We start from the raw sequence: 19,362 nt of genomic DNA on the forward strand, positions 1-19,362 counted from the left end.
CAATTGAACTTCTTCCTTTTTATTCCTTACCTGTATTTGTTGCTTCAAATACGATGTCTATTAGTCAGTATCTTGTGTTAATCACTACAATCATTTTATTGTACTTTTTCACTCTCAAGAAAAGCAAGGAGTATTCATTTTAGTTTCATTTAGTATTATTTACCGTCTCAAAATCTAGCAAAAAATAAAAAGATGTTGCGCTGACTAAAGAAAATTAGAATGTATAACAGAGGTAAACAGATAATTGTAGGGGAATTAAGCTTTCTATTGATGAGCATGAATTTTCTTATAACATTATCCAACAAACTGACCTATGAAACTTCAAAAATTCAAAAACCACACGGTATTCCTTTCAACTTGATTGTATTCAAGACTGAAACTACAGTGTGGTTTTATTTGGAAGCTAGTTTTTGCCCAGCTTCTTTTTGCGTACATGTAGAGAAACCTATTCACTCTTTGTAGACAATATGACATAATCTTCTCAAAAAAGTAGTATAATGTTTTTATAGAATATAAATAGTGGTGATTAGCATGCATGCATTATTAGCAACAAGATTAAAAAATAAGCGAAAAGAGCTGGGCTGGTCGCAAAAAGAGTTGGCAGAAGGAATTTGCCAACAAACTCAGATAAGTCGAATGGAACAAGGCAAATATATGCCAGGAGCAGATTTGTTATATAAATTATCTGAAAAAATGGGCTTAAATATGGACTATTTTTTTTCAGGAGAAATTTCGAAAGAGTTTCTAGGCTTGTCTGCTTTCAAGAGGTTGTCTGAAACATTGTTGGAAAATCAAGATTATGCCTCTTTGAAATATGTTTTTGAGGGAGAAAGAAAGCAACAGACTTCCTTATCTTTTGATGAAAAGATTTATCTGGACTGGGTAGATGCTATTCTAACCTATCAATGTGAACACCAATTAAACCTAGCTATTTCAAAAATAGAGGACATCCTCAGTAGGATTAGTATTGATAAAGTGGACTACTTATATATTTTGAATACTCTGCTGATTTTCTTAGGCTATGATGAGAATAAGGAGAAATTTGAACAACTATATGATCAGGTTTCCGTAGCCCTTTCAAAAATCGATACCAGTGTGCGTGAACAAATTGAGTTGTATATCAAAATAAAATACAATTATTGTTACCACCTTTGGAAACAGGAGGAGATGGACAAGTCCAGAGCGCTATTATTGGAGATGATTGAATTTTGTAACAAGTATCATAGTAGCTTTAGGCTAGCCGATTTATATTGCTTGTTGGGAAATGTAACAGAAAATCTTGATATCTCTGTTGCTAAGGACTATTATATGAAAGCTAAGGTGCTTTATCTAATTGAAAATAATGAAGTTATGGCACTCAAGGTAGAACAATATCTGATGGATAAGTAGTCAGAGAATGTATAAGGATAGCAGAAGCTATCTTTTTCATGCACGAAATATAACTATAATTCTTCTTTTCAAAAATATTTAGATTATTGCTTAAATTGCTTGACAGTTTATATATGTTGATTTATAATATAGGTGAAATGGGGGTGTGTAAACGTTACCAAGCGCAGTGTTCTTAATTTTGTATTTGGTCGAGAATTATGATGTAGCTAGAAAAGGAGTGGGAAAATGTTTAAAAATAAGGATCTTTTGCGAGTAGTCATGATATTTGTAATAGGAATTATCCTAATTTTAGTGATACCAGTCTTATTTAAAGTTGTTATGGAACTATTTTCAAAATAGATAGGCCTCTGCTTTAGGTAGAGTAGTGAATCAGGAGGTTAAGTGATGAACTACAATTTAAAATATCTCTTATCAGGGATATTTAGCATAGTCTTTATAGGTTTCCTAGTCTGGGTGAGTTATTTTAATCAGAAGAAGGAAGAAGAGCATTCGGATGTGTCTTTTGAAGCGAGGTTAGATAGTGAGGTCAAGACCTTATATAAACAACTAGGATTGGGTGAGGATCGTCACTATTTCTTAGCTTATCGCTACTTACACCCGTGGTTTAATTTGGCTATTTTACCACCAACAGTTGAAATTTTCTTAACTAAAATAGCGCTGGTGATGGTGACCCCAGATGAGTTACTGATAAGAAATCTTGGAAATGGGATGACTTTCACAAGTGAGCATCATCGCGATTTGCGGCAAGGACTTATCCGCATTCCAAAATCAGAGATGAAAGAATTTGAGATTCGCAACTGGAAGAGAGCTTTTGTATTTGGCGATTTTTTGACAATCAAAACAAGCCAACATAGCTATTATTTGCAGGTCAGAGATGATGGACTTCAAAAGGGAAGTCTTTCAACCAAACATTTCTCCGACTTGAAACGACAAGATTTTCTAGGATTATTGACAGATAAACGGACATTTTGATCGACAATTGCCCAAAAAACGAATCTTATTCCTCTTATTAAAACTGAGAATAAATTTTGGGAAATACTTTTATTTATATTAGGTGTGTTGTTAATTGTAATTTCATTACTAAGTCCCCCAAAAATTAAATTTTGGAAATAGAGTTAGTGAGAAGGACAGGACGCTAGTATTATGATGGTTGTTTTAATTTCAGTGGTTGTGGCATTTCTGTATTATGTATTTACAGAATATTTTAAGAATAATTATATTGACTGTATACTATTTCTGTCATTGCTGATTTCTCATTTGATATGGGATTACTATTTTTTGCCCATTGAAATCTTAGTGGCATTAAGTGGAGTAAATTTGCTGTCAAGATTTTTCAAAAGAAAGAGAAATCAAAATATTTGTTAGTGGATTATTGGATTATAAAGATGAAAGGTAAAATTGGGATATTTAAAATGAAACATTTTTTTGCAGGAATTGGTGAGATTCATTTTTTGTCATTTTTATTATATCTAAGCATGTCTACTAGTCCAATTATTGGACTAGTGATTGGACATACTAAAATAAATCTAATCAATTCTATTATTATGGCTCTTGGTATAATATTGGCATTAATTTTGGTATTATCAAGGGTGTATAGAAAATATTTTTATAGAGACGATGATGACTAAAGTTTTTATCAATAAAACCAGAGGTTGGTAGATTATCAGCCTCTTTCTTGTCTTCTCTAACCAAGCATGTTATAATGAATACTGCTCAAGCGACCTTCAATCGTGAAGCACACACGACCTTCAATCGTGAATAAACGAATAGATGGGAGACTTACCATGAGTGATAACTCTAAAACACGTGTTGTCGTGGGGATGAGTGGTGGTGTTGATTCGTCGGTGACGGCTCTTCTTCTCAAGGAGCAGGGCTACGATGTGATTGGCATCTTCATGAAGAACTGGGACGACACAGATGAAAACGGCGTCTGTACGGCGACCGAAGATTACAAGGATGTGGCTGCGGTGGCAGACCAGATTGGCATTCCCTACTACTCTGTCAATTTTGAAAAAGAGTACTGGGACCGCGTTTTCGAGTATTTCCTAGCGGAATACCGTGCAGGACGCACGCCAAATCCAGATGTTATGTGCAACAAGGAAATCAAGTTCAAGGCTTTTTTGGACTATGCCATGACCTTGGGGGCAGACTATGTAGCGACTGGGCACTATGCTCGAGTGGCGCGTGATGAAGATGGAGCAGTTCACATGCTTCGTGGCGTGGACAACGGCAAGGACCAGACCTATTTCCTCAGCCAACTTTCGCAAGAACAACTTCAAAAAACCATGTTCCCCTTGGGACATTTGGAAAAGCCTGAAGTTCGCAGACTAGCAGAAGAAGCAGGCCTTGCAACTGCCAAGAAGAAAGACTCGACAGGGATTTGCTTTATCGGAGAAAAGAACTTTAAAAACTTCCTCAGCAACTACCTGCCAGCTCAGCCTGGTCGCATGATGACTGTGGATGGTCGCGATATGGGGGAGCATGCAGGTCTTATGTACTATACAATTGGTCAGCGTGGCGGCCTCGGTATCGGTGGACAACACGGTGGTGACAATGCCCCTTGGTTCGTTGTTGGAAAAGACCTAAGCAAAAATATCCTCTATGTCGGACAAGGTTTCTACCATGACTCGCTCATGTCAACCAGCTTAGAAGCCAGTCAGGTCCACTTTACTCGTGATATGCCAGAGGAATTTACGCTAGAATGCACAGCAAAATTCCGCTATCGTCAGCCTGATTCGAAGGTGACTGTCCATGTCAAAGGAAACAAGGCAGAGGTTATCTTTGCAGAACCGCAACGCGCCATCACACCAGGACAGGCAGTTGTCTTTTACGATGGTGAAGAGTGTCTAGGTGGTGGTTTGATTGACAATGCTTACCGCGATGGACAAGTTTGTCAGTACATTTAGATTGACAAATTTTCTCAATTTGCTACAATAATAAAAGCAATAGAAATGATGGTCAAAGCTCATGGATGTTGCAGGCTTTTTTGTCCTGCACTTCTTTGGAGTTTTGACTGTTTTTGTGTCGTTTAAGGGAAAGGAAAAAATGACTCAGCAAGACTTTCGGACAAAAGTAGGAAATACGGTTTTTGGAGTTCGGGCGACAGCCTTGATTGTCCAAAATCGCAAGCTCCTAGTCACCAAAGATAAGGGCAAGTATTACACAATTGGCGGTGCGATTCAAGTTAACGAAAAAACGGAAGAAGCGGTAGTCCGTGAAGTGAGGGAAGAATTAGGTGTCCGAGCTCAAGCTGGGCAACTAACTTTTGTTGTTGAAAATCGTTTTGAACAGGACGGTGTTTCCTATCACAATATCGAGTTTCATTATCTGGTGGATTTGCTTGAAGATGCCCCATTGACCATGCAGGAAGATGAGAAAAGGCAGCCCTGTGAGTGGATTGACTTAGATCAGCTCCAGAATATTCAACTAGTTCCAGCCTTTCTAAAAACAGCCCTACCAGAATGGGACGGCCAACTAAGACACATTCATCTTGAGAAATAGGAGAGAAACATGACTTATAATTCTACTGAAAAATACGATATTATTGTAATTGGTGCGGGACACGCTGGGGTAGAAGCATCCCTGGCTGCTAGTCGTATGGGTTGTAAGGTCTTACTTGCGACCATCAACATTGAAATGCTGGCTTTCATGCCTTGTAACCCCTCTATCGGTGGTTCTGCCAAGGGAATTGTTGTGCGTGAAGTCGATGCCCTCGGTGGCGAGATGGCCAAAACCATTGATAAGACTTACATCCAGATGAAGATGCTCAACACAGGGAAGGGGCCAGCTGTCCGTGCCCTTCGTGCGCAGGCTGACAAGGAGCTTTACTCTAAGGAAATGCGCAAGACGGTTGAAAATCAAGACAATCTGACCCTTCGTCAGACCATGATTGATGAGATTTTGGTGGAAGATGGCAAGGTTGTCGGTGTCCGTACAGCGACCCACCAAGAGTATTCTGCTAAGGCTGTTATTGTGACGACAGGGACTGCCCTTCGTGGGGAAATTATCATCGGTGACCTCAAGTACTCATCAGGTCCTAACCACAGCTTGGCTTCGATTAACCTTGCTGACAATCTCAAGGAACTTGGACTCGAAATCGGTCGTTTCAAGACAGGAACCCCTCCACGTGTCAAGGCTTCTTCAATCAACTACGACGTGACAGAGATTCAGCCAGGGGACGAAGCGCCAAATCACTTCTCATATACTTCACGTGATGAGGACTATATCAAGGATCAAGTGCCATGCTGGTTGACCTACACCAATGGTACCAGTCATGAGATTATCCAAAACAACCTCCACCGTGCGCCTATGTTTACAGGTGTGGTCAAGGGAGTGGGACCTCGTTACTGTCCGTCGATTGAGGACAAGATTGTGCGCTTTGCGGACAAGGAACGTCATCAACTCTTTCTTGAGCCAGAAGGGCGCAATACAGAGGAAGTCTATGTCCAAGGACTTTCAACCAGTCTGCCTGAGGATGTGCAGCGTGAGTTGGTCCATTCCATCAAAGGTTTGGAAAATGCAGAGATGATGCGAACAGGTTATGCTATCGAGTATGACATGGTCTTGCCACACCAGTTGCGTGCGACTCTGGAAACCAAGAAAATCTCAGGACTTTTCACTGCTGGTCAGACAAATGGAACGTCAGGTTACGAAGAAGCTGCTGGTCAAGGGATTATCGCGGGTATCAATGCGGCTCTGAAAATCCAAGGTAAACCTGAGTTGATTTTGAAGCGCAGTGACGGTTATATCGGGGTGATGATTGATGACTTGGTGACCAAAGGAACCATTGAACCCTACCGTCTCTTGACTAGTCGTGCTGAATACCGTCTCATTCTCCGCCATGACAATGCTGATATGCGTTTGACTGAGATGGGACGTGAGATTGGACTTGTGGACGATGAACGCTGGGCTCGCTTTGAAATCAAGAAAAATCAATTTGATAATGAAATGAAACGTCTCGACAGCATCAAACTCAAGCCAGTTAAGGAAACCAATGCCAAGGTTGAGGAGATGGGCTTCAAACCGTTGACAGATGCGGTGACAGCCAAGGAATTCCTTCGCCGTCCAGAAGTTTCTTACCAAGATGTGGTGGCCTTCATCGGGCCAGCTGCTGAGGACTTGGATGACAAGATTATCGAATTGATTGAAACAGAAATCAAGTACGAAGGTTATATTTCTAAAGCCATGGACCAGGTTGCCAAGATGAAACGCATGGAGGAAAAACGCATTCCAGCTAATATCGACTGGGATGACATCGATTCTATCGCGACAGAAGCTCGTCAGAAGTTCAAACTCATCAATCCAGAAACCATCGGCCAAGCTAGCCGTATTTCAGGAGTAAACCCAGCAGATATTTCCATTTTGATGGTGTATCTTGAAGGTAAAAATCGTAGTATTTCTAAAACTCTTCAAAAATCAAAATGATACGTCGTCGGCTTCTTACGAATGAGTTCAAAGCTTGGCTTTGATTCATCTACAGCCTCCCATAGTTCCCCGAACTATGGGAGCTAACTCAAGTTATGCTTTCGTCTAGCCTTCTAGTCTGATTTCGATTTTTCTTGAGTTTTAATCTCAAAAGAAAGCATAGAGAAAAACAGCTCCGAAAACGGAGCTGTTTTGTTGACTTGTACTCAATGAAAATCAAAGAACAAACTAGGAAACTAGCCGTAGGTTGCTTTGAGGTTGTAGATAGAACTGACGAAGTCAGTAACATATATACGGCAAGGCGAAGCTGACGTGGTTTGAAGAGATTTTCGAAGAGTATTATTCTTCATCTGGTGTGAGGATCATCGGGATGATGATCGGTTCACGTTCGGTATTTTCATAGAGGAAGGGGCGAATAGCGTTGACAATGGCACCATTGACAGATTGCACGCTGGCGTCCTTGTTTTTAAGTGCGATACGAATTGCATTGAAGAGGATACGCTGGCTTTGGCGAATCAAGTCTCCAGACTCTCTCATGTAGACAAAGCCTCGACTGAGGATGTCTGGACCAGACAGAATCATCTGTGATTTGAAGTCAACAGTTGCGACTGCTAGAACGACACCGTCTTCAGATAGATCACGACGGTCTTTGAGGACAGCTGCGCCGATTTCACCGATACGATTTCCATCGACATAGATATCTTGGGCGTTGAAATGACCTGCAATACGAGCTGAGTTAGCAGTAAGGGCAAGCACATCACCATTGCTCATGATAAAGATATTGTCCTTCTCAACACCAGTATCCACCGCAAGTCCAGCATGGACTTTTTGCATGCGGTATTCACCGTGGACAGGCATGAAGTATTTTGGCTTAATCAAGCGGAGCATGAGTTTTTGCTCTTGCTGACCACCGTGTCCAGATGTGTGGATATTGTTCACTTTACCGTGGATAACTTCAACACCAGCTTCAGAAATGATGTTAATGAGCTTGTTGACGCTTGTGGTGTTTCCAGGGATCGGACTAGAAGAGAAGATAACCGTATCGCCGGGTTGGAGTTGCACCTGACGGTGGGTTCCGTTGGCGATACGAGAGAGGGCTGCCATAGGTTCACCCTGACTACCTGTACAGAGGATAAGAACCTCGCCTGCAGGGTAGTCTTTGATTTCATTTGGCTCGATAAAGGTTCCCTTAGGAGCTTTGATGTAGCCAAGATCGATTCCGTTGACAATGGCCTTTTCCATAGAACGACCAAAGACTGCAATCTTACGCCCAGTCTTAACAGCGGCTTCTGTTGCTTGTTGGAGACGGAAGATATTTGAGGCAAAGGATGCAAAGATGATACGTCCCTCTATGCCTTGGATAATCTTCATGATGGACTGGCCAACGACTTTTTCAGAGTTGGTAAAGGTTGGAATTTCTGCATTTGTCGAGTCAGACAGGAGACAGAGTACACCTTCTTCACCAAGAGCTGCCATACGGTGCAAATCTGCTGGTTCACCAACTGGTGTTAAGTCAAACTTGAAGTCACCCGTACAGACAATTTTCCCTTGAGGAGTATGAATGACAATCCCCAAAGGTTCTGGAATAGAGTGTGTAGTTCTAAAGAAAGTTGCCTTGAGATTTTTAAAGGTCAACTCTGTGTTATGGTTGATTTCGTAAAGTTTAGCGTTGCGCAAGAGGCCATGTTCTTCGAGTTTTCCACGGATCAAAGCCAAGGCAAGCGGTCCAGCATAGATAGGGACATTTACTTGCTTGAGTAGGAAAGGAATCCCACCGATGTGGTCCTCGTGTCCGTGTGTGATCAAGACAGCCTTGACGCGGTCGATATTGTCTACTATGTAAGAGTAGTCAGGGATAACATAGTCGATACCAAGCAAGTCATCTTCTGGGAATTTAATCCCAGCATCGACGATGATAATCTCGTCTTGGTATTCAATTCCGTATGTGTTTTTCCCGATTTCTCCCAGACCACCGATGGCAAAAACGCCGACTTCTTCAGGTTTAAGAGTATAGGCCATATTAGAACTCCGTGATTTCGAAGGCGCCAGTTTCTTTTTCGTAATCTAGCAATTTGTCAGACAAGAGTTCAATATACTCGATATTGTACTCTGGGCGATTTTCTTCGACAAGTTGGCGAGCAGCGATACGGCCCTCAAGTTCTGAGCTAGCATCGATGTCTAGATAAAGTGCGCGTGTTGTTTCACGGCGTGGGCTACGTTCTTTTGTTTCTTGATAAAAAACTTTGTAAATCATATAGTTCCTTTCTATTTACAGGTCAGCTTATTCCAAACTTTTAGCAGAGATTTGCTTGACTTCATTCCATTTTGTGTCTAGATTGACCTTGATTCGTTACAATTGTTTCAATTATAACATAAAATGAAAAATTAGTAAAAGACGGAAACGAAAAAGTCATATAGTTCCTTTTGGTAAGCGTTTGCAAAAATAGAGAAAATATGTTATCTTGATAATGGAAGCGGAATTTATCGTTTGTCATAATTCCCTATAGTTTTTAAGTCAAGGAGGTTGCTCTATGAATAGTTTATTTGCTTTTGCTATCGGAGTTCGTTTGGTAGCTTTTATCGTTTTTGTTGCTTGCGTTTATGGAGGAAATCTCCTGTTTACAAAACTGGAACAACGACAAAGCAAGCTCTTGCGGAAGATTACTTTTGTGACTTTCTACTCGATTTTTCTCCTCCTCGTGACCTATGTCGTTTGGTTGGTATTTTATTTTGGCTTAAATGCTTAGATGCCCTGCTCATGCTGGGGCATTTTTGTTTGGGCGCAAAGAAAATTCCCATGCGCCAGCTTTTGTAGTATAATAGTAAGCAGACAAAAGGATAGGAATATGTTATGAAAGTATTAGCTTTTGATACGTCCAGCAAGGCTCTTTCTCTTGCTATTTTAGAGGATAAGCAGGTTCTTGCCGAGACGACTATTAATATTAAGAAGAATCACAGTATTACTCTCATGCCTGCCATCGATTTTTTGATGGCAAGTTTGGATTGGACCCCCAAGGACTTGGATCGAATCGTGGTGGCAGAAGGGCCAGGTAGCTACACAGGTTTGCGAATTGCGGTAGCAACTGCTAAGACTTTGGCCCATACCCTGAACATTGAGTTAGTTGGTATGTCTAGCCTCTTGGCTCTGGTGCCCTATCAACAAGAAGGTTTGTTTATTCCCTTGATGGATGCTCGTCGCAACAATGTTTATGCAGGATTTTATGAAAATGCTAAACCTGTCATGCCAGAAGCGCACCTATCTTTTGAAGAGGTGTTAGAAAAAGTTAAGGGTGCTAGTCAGGTTACCTTTGTCGGAGAAGTTGGCCCCTTTGTGGAGCAGATTCAAGAACACTTGCCAAGGACTGATTACAAAGAAACCTTGCCTAATGCAGCTAATCTTGCTCTTTTGGCTTGGGACAAGGAAGCAGACTCCTTGCATGATTTTGTGCCGAACTACCTCAAACGTGTTGAGGCTGAGGAAAACTGGCTCAAGAACCATACCGAGTCTGGTGAGTCTTATATTAAACGCCTATGATCGAAATTATACGAATCCAACAGCCTGACCTGGCTCAAGCCATCTACGCTGTCATGGTGGATGTTTACTCAGTCAGTCCTTGGACGCTGGAACAAATCCAAGCAGACCTGTCCCAAAATCAGACTTGGTATGCTCTGGCTTATGATGGGACAGAAGTGATTGGCTTTCTAGCTGTTCAGGAGAATCTCTTTGAGGCAGAAGTCCTGCAAATCGCTGTCAAACAAATCTATCAGGGCCAGGGAATTGCATCAGCCTTGTTTGCTCAATTACCGATGGGTAAGGAGATTTTCCTAGAAGTCAGAAGGTCAAATCATCGAGCGCAAGCATTTTACAAGAAAGAAAAAATGGCAGTCATCGCTGAGAGAAAGGCCTACTACCATGATCCAGTCGAGGACGCCATTATCATGAAGAGAGAAATAGATGAAGGATAGATATATTTTAGCATTTGAGACATCCTGTGATGAGACCAGTGTCGCCGTCTTGAAAAATGATGATGAACTCTTGTCCAATGTCATTGCTAGTCAAATTGAGAGTCACAAACGTTTTGGTGGCGTAGTGCCTGAAGTGGCTAGTCGTCACCATGTCGAGGTCATTACAGCCTGTATCGAGGAGGCGTTGGCAGAAGCAGGGATTACGGAAGAGGACGTGACAGCTGTGGCGGTTACCTATGGACCGGGCTTGGTCGGAGCCTTGTTAGTTGGCTTGTCAGCTGCTAAGGCCTTTGCTTGGGCACATGGACTTCCACTTATCCCTGTTAACCACATGGCTGGTCACCTCATGGCCGCCCAGAGTGTGGAGCCTTTGGACTTTCCCTTGCTAGCCCTCTTGGTTAGCGGTGGGCACACAGAGTTGGTTTATGTTTCTGAGGCTGGTGACTACAAGATTGTTGGAGAAACGCGAGATGACGCGGTTGGTGAGGCCTATGATAAGGTCGGCCGTGTCATGGGCTTGACCTATCCTGCCGGTCGTGAGATTGACGAGCTAGCTCATCAGGGACAGGATATTTATGATTTTCCTCGTGCCATGATTAAGGAAGATAATCTGGAGTTTTCATTTTCAGGTTTGAAATCTGCCTTTATCAATCTTCATCACAATGCTGAGCAAAAGGGAGAAAGCTTGTCCACAGAGGATTTGTGTGCTTCCTTCCAAGTAGCTGTCTTGGATATTCTTATGGCTAAAACCAAGAAGGCCTTGGAGAAATACCCTGTTAAAACCCTTGTCGTGGCAGGTGGTGTGGCAGCCAATAAAGGTCTCAGAGAACGCCTAGCAGCCGAAATAACAGATGTCAAGGTCATCATCCCACCTCTGCGCCTCTGCGGAGACAATGCAGGTATGATTGCCTATGCCAGCGTCAGCGAGTGGAACAAAGAAAACTTTGCAAGCTTGGATCTCAATGCCAAACCAAGTCTTGCTTTTGATACTATGGAATAAAATGAAGTCTGTCTGATTACAATCAGCAGACTTTTTTCTCTTTCCTGAATGTGTTATAATAGTCCATGCTGTGGCTGGAGCCTTTTCAGCCCACTTATTAAGACAATATGAGGAGAAAGATGAAAGAAAAAGGATTTTGGGAGGGGGCGCAGGCAGCCATGCCAACGGCCCTAGGTTATGTTAGTATCGGGCTGGCCTGCGGAATTATCGGTGCACCCTATGTGACACCTGTTGAGATGGCCTTGATGAGCCTCTTTGTTTATGCTGGGAGTGCCCAGTTTGCCATGTTGGCCTTGATTGCAGTGCAGGCCCCTGTGGCTGCCATTGCTATGACGGTTTTTTTGATTAATTTGCGTCTCTTTTTGTTGAGTTTACACGCATCGACTTATTTCCGCCATACCAGTCTTTGGCACAATATCGGTATGTCTAGTATCTTGACGGATGAGACTTATGGTGTATTGATGGGAGAATTAGCCCATACAGATAAGGTCAATCCTATGTGGATGCATGGGAATAATCTCAACAGCTATGTGGCTTGGTTGATTGGGACGGTTGTTGGGACAGCTCTAGGTGGTCTTCTGCCAAATCCCGAAATCTTTGGTCTTGACTTTGCTCTGGTAGGCATGTTTATCGGGATTTTTGCCTCGCAATTCCAGATTATGCAAAGACGGATTCCTGTCCGCAACCTGCTCGTTATCCTAGCAGTTGTTGCGGTGTCCTTCTTTTTACTCTTGACAGTGGTGTCTCAGTCGCTAGCTGTTTTATTTGCGACGCTACTTGGTTGTACAATGGGGGTGGTTTTAGATGGTCAGTAAGTATCTTTTATTAGCAGTTATTTTCTCTGGCTTGGTGACCTGGATTCCCCGTATCATTCCTTTTATCTTGGCCAAGTATAAGGGTTTGCCTCCTATCGTTGAGCGATTTTTGAAGTTCTTGCCCGTTTCTATTATCTTTGCCTTGATTCTTTCAAGCGTAGTGACAGGTAAAGTCGGTAGCCTGCCTCAAATTAAATGGCTGGACTTCTTAGCAGTCTTTCCAACGGCTTGGGTAGCCTTTCGCTACCGCAATCTAGTCGGAACAGTTCTCTTTGGAGTTGTCTTGATTGCCGTCCTGCGTCTACTATTTTAAATGGGCTATAAAGAAAATCTATCACAGATATAGATATCATATAATGGCATAATTACTTTTTTTCTGATAAGATTATAAGGTATTCTATTTTGGAGGAAATGACATGAAAAAAATCGTTAAATACTCATCTCTTGCTGCCCTAGGGCTTCTTGCTGCAGGTGTTTTAGCAGCTTGCTCAGGTGGTGCGAAAAAAGAAGGAGAAGCAGCTAGCAAGAAAGAAATTATCGTTGCAACCAATGCTTCACCAAAACCATTCAACTATGAAGAAAATGGCGAATTGACTGGTTATGAGATTGAACTAGTTCGTGCTATCTTTAAAGACTCTGCTAAGTATGAAGTCAAGTTTGAAAAAACAGAGTGGTCAGGTGTCTTTGCAGGACTTGATGCTGATCGTTACCAGATGGCTGTTAACAATATCAGCTACACTAAAGAACGTGCAGAAAAATACCTTTATGCAGCTCCAACTGCTAAAAACCCTAACGTTCTTGTAGTGAAAAAAGATGACTCTAGCATCAAATCGCTTGACGATATTGGTGGAAAATCAACAGAAGTTGTTCAAGGGACAACCTCTGCTAAACAGTTAGAAGACTACAATAAACAACACACAGATAAACCTACTGTTCTTAACTATACTAGAGCTGATTTTCAACAAATCATGTCTCGTTTGAGCGATGGTCAATTTGACTACAAGATTTTTGATAAGATCGGTGTTGAAACAGTTATCAAGAACCAAGGTTTGGACAATTTGAAAGTGATTGAGCTTCCGAGCGACCAACAACCGTACGTTTACCCACTTCTTGCTAAGGGTCAAGATGAGTTGAAAACCTTTGTAGACAAACGTATCCAAGAACTCTACAAAGATGGAACTCTAGAAAAATTGTCTAAACAATTCTTCGGAGATACTTACCTACCAGCAGAAGCTGATATTAAATAATTCCTTGAGATCATCCATTCTGACAAAAGTGGGTGATTTCCTACTATTTGGGCATATAGTTTTAAACTATATATCTGCCTATCTAATAACAATTTGTTAAAATAAATAATTTATGAGATACTGTTACAGTATTATTTTAAAGGAGAATAACTATGAAAATTAAAAAATGGCTCGGTGTAGCAGCGATTGCTACAGTCGCAGGATTGGCTCTTGCAGCTTGCGGAAACTCAGAAAAGAAAGCAGACAATGGAACAGTTGTTAAAATTGCAACAGTGAACCGTAGTGGTTCTGAAGAAGCTCGTTGGGATAAGATCCAAGAATTAGTCAAAAAAGACGGTATTACTTTGGAATTTACAGAGTTCACAGATTACTCACAACCAAACAAGGCAACTGCTGATGGTGAGGTAGACTTGAACGCTTTCCAACACTACAACTTCTTGAACAACTGGAACAAAGAAAACGGGAAAGATCTTGTAGCGATTGCAGATACTTATATCTCTCCAATTCGCCTTTACTCAGGTTTGAATGGAAGTGACAACAAGTACACTAAAGTTGAAGACATCCCAGCAAATGGAGAAATCGCTGTACCAAACGATGCTACAAACGAAAGCCGTGCGCTTTACTTGCTTCAATCAGCTGGTTTGATTAAATTGGATGTGTCTGGAACTGCACTTGCAACAGTTGCTAATATTAAAGAAAATCCAAAGAACTTGAAAATCACTGAATTGGACGCTAGCCAAACAGCTCGTTCATTGTCATCAGTTGACGCTGCCGTTGTAAACAACACCTTCGTTACAGAAGCAAAATTGGACTACAAGAAAGCACTTTTCAAAGAGCAAGCTGACGAAAATTCAAAACAATGGTACAACATCATTGTTGCTAAAAAAGATTGGGAAACTTCACCTAAAGCGGATGCTATCAAGAAAGTCATCGCAGCTTACCATACAGATGAAGTGAAAAAAGTCATCGAAAAAACATCAGACGGCTTGGATCAACCAGTTTGGTAATAGGATATTAGGAGGTGGGAGAAATGTTCCACCTCTTGCTTTTATATCGGGTTTTCCGTTTTAAGAAGCTGATTCTGTAAGAGATGAAAAAAGTGTAGAGAGGGAGAGAAAATGGTTTTTCCTAGCGAACAAGAACAGATTGAAAAATTTGAAATGGATCATGTAGCGCAACATTACTTTGAAGTTTTGCGGACCTTGATTTCTAAGAAATCAGTCTTTGCCCAACAGGTTGGACTGAAGGAAGTTGCCCACTATCTGGAAGAGATTTTCAAGCGTGTTGGGGCTGAAGTTGAAATTGATGAGAGCTATACGGCTCCTTTTGTCATGGCGCATTTTAAGAGTTCGCGTCCAGATGCCAAGACCTTGATTTTTTATAACCATTACGACACGGTGCCAGCAGATGGAGATCAGGTCTGGACTGAGGATCCTTTTACCCTCTCTGTGCGTGATGGCATTATGTATGGGCGTGGAGTGGATGATGATAAGGGACATATCACGGCTCGTTTGAGTGCTTTGAGAAAGTATATGCAACACCATGATGACTTGCCTGTCAATATCAGTTTTATCATGGAGGGCGCGGAGGAATCGGCTTCGACAGACCTAGATAAGTATTTGGAAAAGCATGCGGATAAACTCCGTGGTGCGGATTTATTGGTCTGGGAACAAGGGACTAAAAATGCCTTGGAACAACTGGAAATTTCTGGAGGGAATAAGGGAATTGTAACCTTTGATGCCAAGGTGAAAAGTGCGGATGTTGACATTCATTCCAGTTATGGTGGGGTTGTGGAATCAGCTCCCTGGTATCTCCTTCAAGCCTTACAGTCTCTTCGTGCAGCAGATGGTCGTATCTTGGTAGAAGGACTCTACGAAGAAGTCCAAGAGCCAAATGAGCGAGAACTTGCTTTGATTGATCAGTATGCCCAGCGTAATCCAGGAGAAATCAAAGAAATCTATGGTTTGGAATTACCTCTCTTACAGGCAGAGCGTGCAGATTATTTAAAACGTTTCTTTTTTGAGCCTGCCCTCAATATAGAAGGAATCCAGTCTGGTTATCAAGGTCAGGGAGTTAAAACGATTTTGCCAGCGGAAGCTAGTGCTAAGTTAGAAGTTCGTTTGGTTCCTGGTTTAGAACCATATGACGTACTGGAAAAAATTCGGAAACAGCTAGACAAAAACGGTTTTGATAAGGTAGAATTATACTATACCTTGGGAGAAATGAGTTATCGAAGCGATATGAGCGCACCAGCCATTCTAAATGTGATTGAGCTAGCCAAGAAATTCTATCCACAGGGCGTATCTGTCTTGCCAACTACAGCTGGGACAGGGCCAATGCATACGGTCTTTGATGCCCTAGAAGTACCAATGGTGGCCTTTGGTCTAGGAAATGCCAACAGTCGAGACCACGGTGGAGATGAGAACGTGCGAATCGCCGATTATTACACCCATATTGAATTAGTAGAGGAGCTGATTAGAAGCTATGAGTAGAGATATTATCAAGTTAGATCAGATCGATGTGACTTTTCATCAGAAGAAGAGAACCATCACAGCGGTCAAGGATGTGACTATTCACATCCAAGAAGGGGATATCTACGGAATCGTTGGATATTCTGGAGCAGGGAAATCAACCCTTGTACGGGTGATTAACCTCTTGCAAAAACCATCTGCAGGGAAAATCACCATTGACGACGATGTGATTTTTGATGGCAAGGTGACCTTGACGGCCGAGCAGTTGCGTCGTAAACGTCAGGATATCGGGATGATTTTCCAGCATTTTAACCTGATGAGCCAAAAGACGGCAGAGGAGAATGTAGCCTTTGCCCTTAAACACTCTGGACTCAGCAAGGAAGAGAAGAAGGCTAAAGTTGCTAAGTTGTTGGACTTGGTTGGTTTGGCAGATCGTGCTGAAAACTACCCTTCACAACTATCTGGAGGGCAAAAACAGCGTGTGGCTATTGCACGTGCCTTGGCAAATGATCCAAAAATCTTGATTTCAGACGAGTCAACTTCTGCCCTTGACCCTAAGACAACCAAGCAGATTTTGGCCTTATTGCAAGATTTGAACCAAAAATTAGGCTTGACCATTGTCTTAATCACGCATGAAATGCAGATTGTCAAAGACATTGCCAATCGTGTGGCAGTCATGCAGGATGGGCATTTGATTGAAGAGGGCAGCGTCCTTGAAATCTTCTCAAATCCTAAACAACCTTTGACCCAAGACTTTATCTCAACAGCCACAGGTATTGATGAAGCCATGGTTAAGATTGAGAAGCAAGAAATCGTGGAACATTTGTCTGAAAACAGCCTCTTGGTGCAACTCAAGTACGCAGGTGCTTCAACAGACGAGCCGCTTTTGAATGAATTGTACAAGCAATATCAAGTAACAGCTAATATCCTCTATGGGAATATCGAAATCCTCGATGGCACTCCTGTTGGAGAATTGGTTGTGGTCTTGTCGGGTGAAAAAGTAGCGCTAGCAGGTGCCCAGGAAGCCATTCGTCAGGCTGGTGTGCAGTTAAAAGTATTGAAGGGAGGACAGTAAGATGGAATCATTGATTCAAACCTATTTACCAAATGTCTATAAAATGGGCTGGGCTGGTCAAGCAGGCTGGGGAACAGCCATCTACCTAACCCTTTATATGACAGTTCTTTCTTTCATCATCGGAGGGTTCTTGGGGTTAGTGGCAGGTCTCTTTCTCGTCTTGACAGCGCCAGGTGGTGTTTTGGAGAATAAGGTCGTTTTCTGGATTTTGGATAAGATTACCTCTATTTTCCGTGCTGTTCCTTTCATCATTCTCTTGGCAATCTTGTCTCCCCTTTCTCACTTGATTGTTAAGACTAGTATCGGGCCTAATGCAGCCCTTGTGCCACTTTCTTTTGCAGTCTTTGCCTTCTTTGCCCGTCAGGTACAGGTTGTCTTGGCTGAATTGGATGGCGGTGTCATTGAGGCGGCTCAAGCTAGCGGAGCGACATTTGGGGATATCGTGGGTGTTTACCTATCAGAAGGTCTTCCAGATTTGATCCGTGTGACGACTGTGACCTTGATTTCCCTTGTTGGGGAAACAGCTATGGCTGGTGCAGTTGGAGCTGGTGGTATCGGTAACGTAGCCATTGCCTATGGATTTAACCGCTACAATCACGATGTGACCATCTTGGCAACCATCATTATCATTTTGATTATCTTTACAATCCAATTCTTGGGAGATTTCTTGACTAAGAAATTGAGTCATAAATAAAGAGAACTAGGCCATCTGTACATCATTCATAGGAGTTGTCGTTATAGTCAAGACTTGAAATTTTCTGTACTGGTTGCTATCAACCGTTACTTTTATGAGTAAGAGAGTTAAGAATTGTGGGGAGTCAATATGCAAAATCTGGGAGAAGTTTTTAAAGAATTGAGAAAGAGTCGGAATGTATCTCTACAGGAGGCGACGGGAGGAGAGTTTACTTATTCCATGCTGAGCAAATTTGAGCGTGGAGAAGCAGACCTATCATCTATGAAATTGATTACTGCCTTAGATAACATCCACTCTGATTTGAATGAATTTATGTACTTGGTACGTGGTTTTTCTCAGAAAAAGGTTTTGGCTTTTCAAGAAAATCTTTGGGATTTATATGATAGAGAAGGGATTGATTCTCTCCATTCCTTGTATGAAGAGACGACTCAAAAGTATAGATCAAGTGGTGAAACAAGCTATCTTTTACAAATGATTCGTATCAAAAGCCTTCTTGTGTTTTTTGATTCAGAAATAAGAGCAACGGATGAAGAACTGACTTTTCTCTATGACTATTTTTTTACTATTGACATCTGGGGAAATTATGAATTGGAACTATTTTCAACGATTTCTACTTTGTTTCCTCTGCCCCTCTATTTTAAATATTCTAGGGAGATGTTGCAAAAGACGGATTTATTAGGCTCTTTACCTAGTAACAAAGTTGGTATTGACACCATTTTAATTAATGGACTCTTTAAAGCGATAGAGGAAAAGGATAAATTAAAAGCAGATTATTTTATCTTTCAGATTGAAAAACGAGAATTGCCAGAATCTCAAGCTTATCTTAAAATCATTTATATGATTGCTAAAGGGTATTATGATACTATTTTTAATGTAAAAAATAAGGGTCTTGAAAAAATCCAGAGAGGCATTACAATCTTACAAGATTTAGAGTATGTAGATGGTGCAAGATACTATGAAAACTATTTTGCAAATCAGCTTTCAAATAAAGATTTGTAATATATTCTCGTTACATCGACTGATGAAAAATAAATAGCCTTGTAGATGGATTGATAATTAGTAGTTTCTAGGCGCTAGAGTTTCTATTTTCAGAAAAAATATATTACAAAAAAGTGGGGAGCCCCACTTTTTTTGTTATACTGGTTCCATAAAACAAAGGAGGTAACAGAAATGACAAAATTTGCAATGACTGCATCAAAACATGCAGAACCAGTCAAAGAATTTGTAGCTACTTACAAATGTTCAGTTCATAAAGGATAATGAACTCAGATTGGCAATATT

21 protein-coding genes and 1 pseudogene are annotated in these 19,362 nt (G+C 41.5%); 20 read left to right on the forward strand and 2 right to left on the reverse strand.

Features of this window, described 5'->3' with window-relative positions:
- Positions 1 to 216: 216 nt before the first annotated feature.
- From QZ114_RS02490 to mnmG, 8 genes and pseudogenes are all read left to right on the forward strand, one after another.
- A pseudogene (locus QZ114_RS02490) lies at positions 217 to 462 on the forward strand (IS5/IS1182 family transposase); the annotation flags it as partial.
- A gap of 69 nt (positions 463 to 531) precedes the next feature.
- On the forward strand, positions 532 to 1,389 hold the full coding sequence (locus QZ114_RS02495; protein WP_295499435.1) for a helix-turn-helix domain-containing protein: 858 nt from the start codon (positions 532 to 534) through the stop codon (positions 1,387 to 1,389).
- Positions 1,390 to 1,773: 384 nt separating this feature from the next.
- Complete coding sequence (locus QZ114_RS02500; RefSeq protein WP_295499437.1) at positions 1,774 to 2,361, forward strand: hypothetical protein; 588 nt, start codon at positions 1,774 to 1,776, stop codon at positions 2,359 to 2,361.
- A 171-nt stretch (positions 2,362 to 2,532) separates the two neighbouring features.
- Complete coding sequence (locus QZ114_RS02505) at positions 2,533 to 2,754, forward strand: hypothetical protein (RefSeq protein WP_295499438.1); 222 nt, start codon at positions 2,533 to 2,535, stop codon at positions 2,752 to 2,754.
- A gap of 47 nt (positions 2,755 to 2,801) precedes the next feature.
- The gene (locus tag QZ114_RS02510) at positions 2,802 to 3,017 is read left to right on the forward strand and encodes a hypothetical protein (protein ID WP_295500245.1); all 216 of its coding nucleotides are present in this window, start codon (positions 2,802 to 2,804) and stop codon (positions 3,015 to 3,017) included.
- 156 nt (positions 3,018 to 3,173) lie between these two features.
- Positions 3,174 to 4,295: a tRNA 2-thiouridine(34) synthase MnmA gene (mnmA, locus tag QZ114_RS02515; protein ID WP_295499439.1), complete on the forward strand. Its 1,122-nt coding sequence runs from the start codon at positions 3,174 to 3,176 to the stop codon at positions 4,293 to 4,295.
- A 139-nt stretch (positions 4,296 to 4,434) separates the two neighbouring features.
- On the forward strand, positions 4,435 to 4,890 hold the full coding sequence (locus tag QZ114_RS02520) for an NUDIX hydrolase (protein WP_295499441.1): 456 nt from the start codon (positions 4,435 to 4,437) through the stop codon (positions 4,888 to 4,890).
- A gap of 9 nt (positions 4,891 to 4,899) precedes the next feature.
- Entirely contained in the window at positions 4,900 to 6,813 is a 1,914-nt protein-coding gene (mnmG, locus tag QZ114_RS02525) for a tRNA uridine-5-carboxymethylaminomethyl(34) synthesis enzyme MnmG (RefSeq protein ID WP_295499442.1), read from the forward strand.
- 339 nt (positions 6,814 to 7,152) lie between these two features.
- On the opposite strand, the gene QZ114_RS02530 is transcribed toward mnmG, so the two are convergent.
- Together QZ114_RS02530 and QZ114_RS02535 are read right to left on the reverse strand one after the other, a co-directional pair.
- Entirely contained in the window at positions 7,153 to 8,832 is a 1,680-nt protein-coding gene (locus QZ114_RS02530; protein WP_295499443.1) for a ribonuclease J1, read from the reverse strand.
- 1 nt (position 8,833) lies between these two features.
- Entirely contained in the window at positions 8,834 to 9,067 is a 234-nt protein-coding gene (locus tag QZ114_RS02535; protein WP_000639572.1) for a DNA-dependent RNA polymerase subunit epsilon, read from the reverse strand.
- 277 nt (positions 9,068 to 9,344) lie between these two features.
- Between QZ114_RS02535 and QZ114_RS02540 the strand changes: the two genes are divergently transcribed.
- From QZ114_RS02540 to QZ114_RS02595, 12 genes are all read left to right on the forward strand, one after another.
- Positions 9,345 to 9,560 (forward strand): hypothetical protein, encoded by a 216-nt coding sequence (locus QZ114_RS02540; protein WP_295499444.1) that lies wholly within the window; start codon positions 9,345 to 9,347, stop codon positions 9,558 to 9,560.
- A 104-nt stretch (positions 9,561 to 9,664) separates the two neighbouring features.
- On the forward strand, positions 9,665 to 10,348 hold the full coding sequence (gene tsaB / locus QZ114_RS02545) for a tRNA (adenosine(37)-N6)-threonylcarbamoyltransferase complex dimerization subunit type 1 TsaB (RefSeq protein WP_295499445.1): 684 nt from the start codon (positions 9,665 to 9,667) through the stop codon (positions 10,346 to 10,348).
- Positions 10,345 to 10,779, forward strand: coding sequence for a ribosomal protein S18-alanine N-acetyltransferase (gene rimI / locus QZ114_RS02550; protein ID WP_295499447.1), 435 nt, complete (start codon positions 10,345 to 10,347; stop codon positions 10,777 to 10,779). The genes tsaB and rimI overlap by 4 nt, the downstream gene beginning before the upstream one ends.
- Positions 10,769 to 11,779 (forward strand): tRNA (adenosine(37)-N6)-threonylcarbamoyltransferase complex transferase subunit TsaD, encoded by a 1,011-nt coding sequence (gene tsaD, locus QZ114_RS02555; RefSeq protein WP_295499449.1) that lies wholly within the window; start codon positions 10,769 to 10,771, stop codon positions 11,777 to 11,779. Before rimI ends, tsaD begins: the two co-directional genes overlap by 11 nt.
- Positions 11,780 to 11,898: 119 nt before the next feature.
- On the forward strand, positions 11,899 to 12,594 hold the full coding sequence (locus QZ114_RS02560; protein WP_295499451.1) for an AzlC family ABC transporter permease: 696 nt from the start codon (positions 11,899 to 11,901) through the stop codon (positions 12,592 to 12,594).
- Positions 12,584 to 12,907 (forward strand): AzlD domain-containing protein, encoded by a 324-nt coding sequence (locus tag QZ114_RS02565; protein ID WP_295499453.1) that lies wholly within the window; start codon positions 12,584 to 12,586, stop codon positions 12,905 to 12,907. Before QZ114_RS02560 ends, QZ114_RS02565 begins: the two co-directional genes overlap by 11 nt.
- Positions 12,908 to 13,010: 103 nt before the next feature.
- Positions 13,011 to 13,841: an amino acid ABC transporter substrate-binding protein gene (locus tag QZ114_RS02570; protein ID WP_295499455.1), complete on the forward strand. Its 831-nt coding sequence runs from the start codon at positions 13,011 to 13,013 to the stop codon at positions 13,839 to 13,841.
- 152 nt (positions 13,842 to 13,993) lie between these two features.
- Positions 13,994 to 14,848 carry a MetQ/NlpA family ABC transporter substrate-binding protein gene (locus QZ114_RS02575; RefSeq protein ID WP_295499457.1) on the forward strand — a complete coding sequence of 285 codons (855 nt, stop codon included), beginning with the start codon at positions 13,994 to 13,996 and terminating at the stop codon, positions 14,846 to 14,848.
- 111 nt (positions 14,849 to 14,959) lie between these two features.
- Positions 14,960 to 16,333, forward strand: coding sequence for a M20/M25/M40 family metallo-hydrolase (locus QZ114_RS02580; protein ID WP_295499459.1), 1,374 nt, complete (start codon positions 14,960 to 14,962; stop codon positions 16,331 to 16,333).
- Positions 16,326 to 17,387: a methionine ABC transporter ATP-binding protein gene (locus QZ114_RS02585; protein ID WP_295499461.1), complete on the forward strand. Its 1,062-nt coding sequence runs from the start codon at positions 16,326 to 16,328 to the stop codon at positions 17,385 to 17,387. Before QZ114_RS02580 ends, QZ114_RS02585 begins: the two co-directional genes overlap by 8 nt.
- Position 17,388: 1 nt before the next feature.
- Positions 17,389 to 18,081 (forward strand): methionine ABC transporter permease, encoded by a 693-nt coding sequence (locus QZ114_RS02590; RefSeq protein ID WP_295499463.1) that lies wholly within the window; start codon positions 17,389 to 17,391, stop codon positions 18,079 to 18,081.
- Between the two features lie 129 nt (positions 18,082 to 18,210).
- Positions 18,211 to 19,080 carry a helix-turn-helix domain-containing protein gene (locus tag QZ114_RS02595; protein ID WP_049502605.1) on the forward strand — a complete coding sequence of 290 codons (870 nt, stop codon included), beginning with the start codon at positions 18,211 to 18,213 and terminating at the stop codon, positions 19,078 to 19,080.
- Positions 19,081 to 19,362 lie beyond the last annotated feature (282 nt).

The sequence above is a fragment of the uncultured Streptococcus sp. genome, from assembly GCF_901875575.1.
Taxonomy (GTDB): domain Bacteria; phylum Bacillota; class Bacilli; order Lactobacillales; family Streptococcaceae; genus Streptococcus.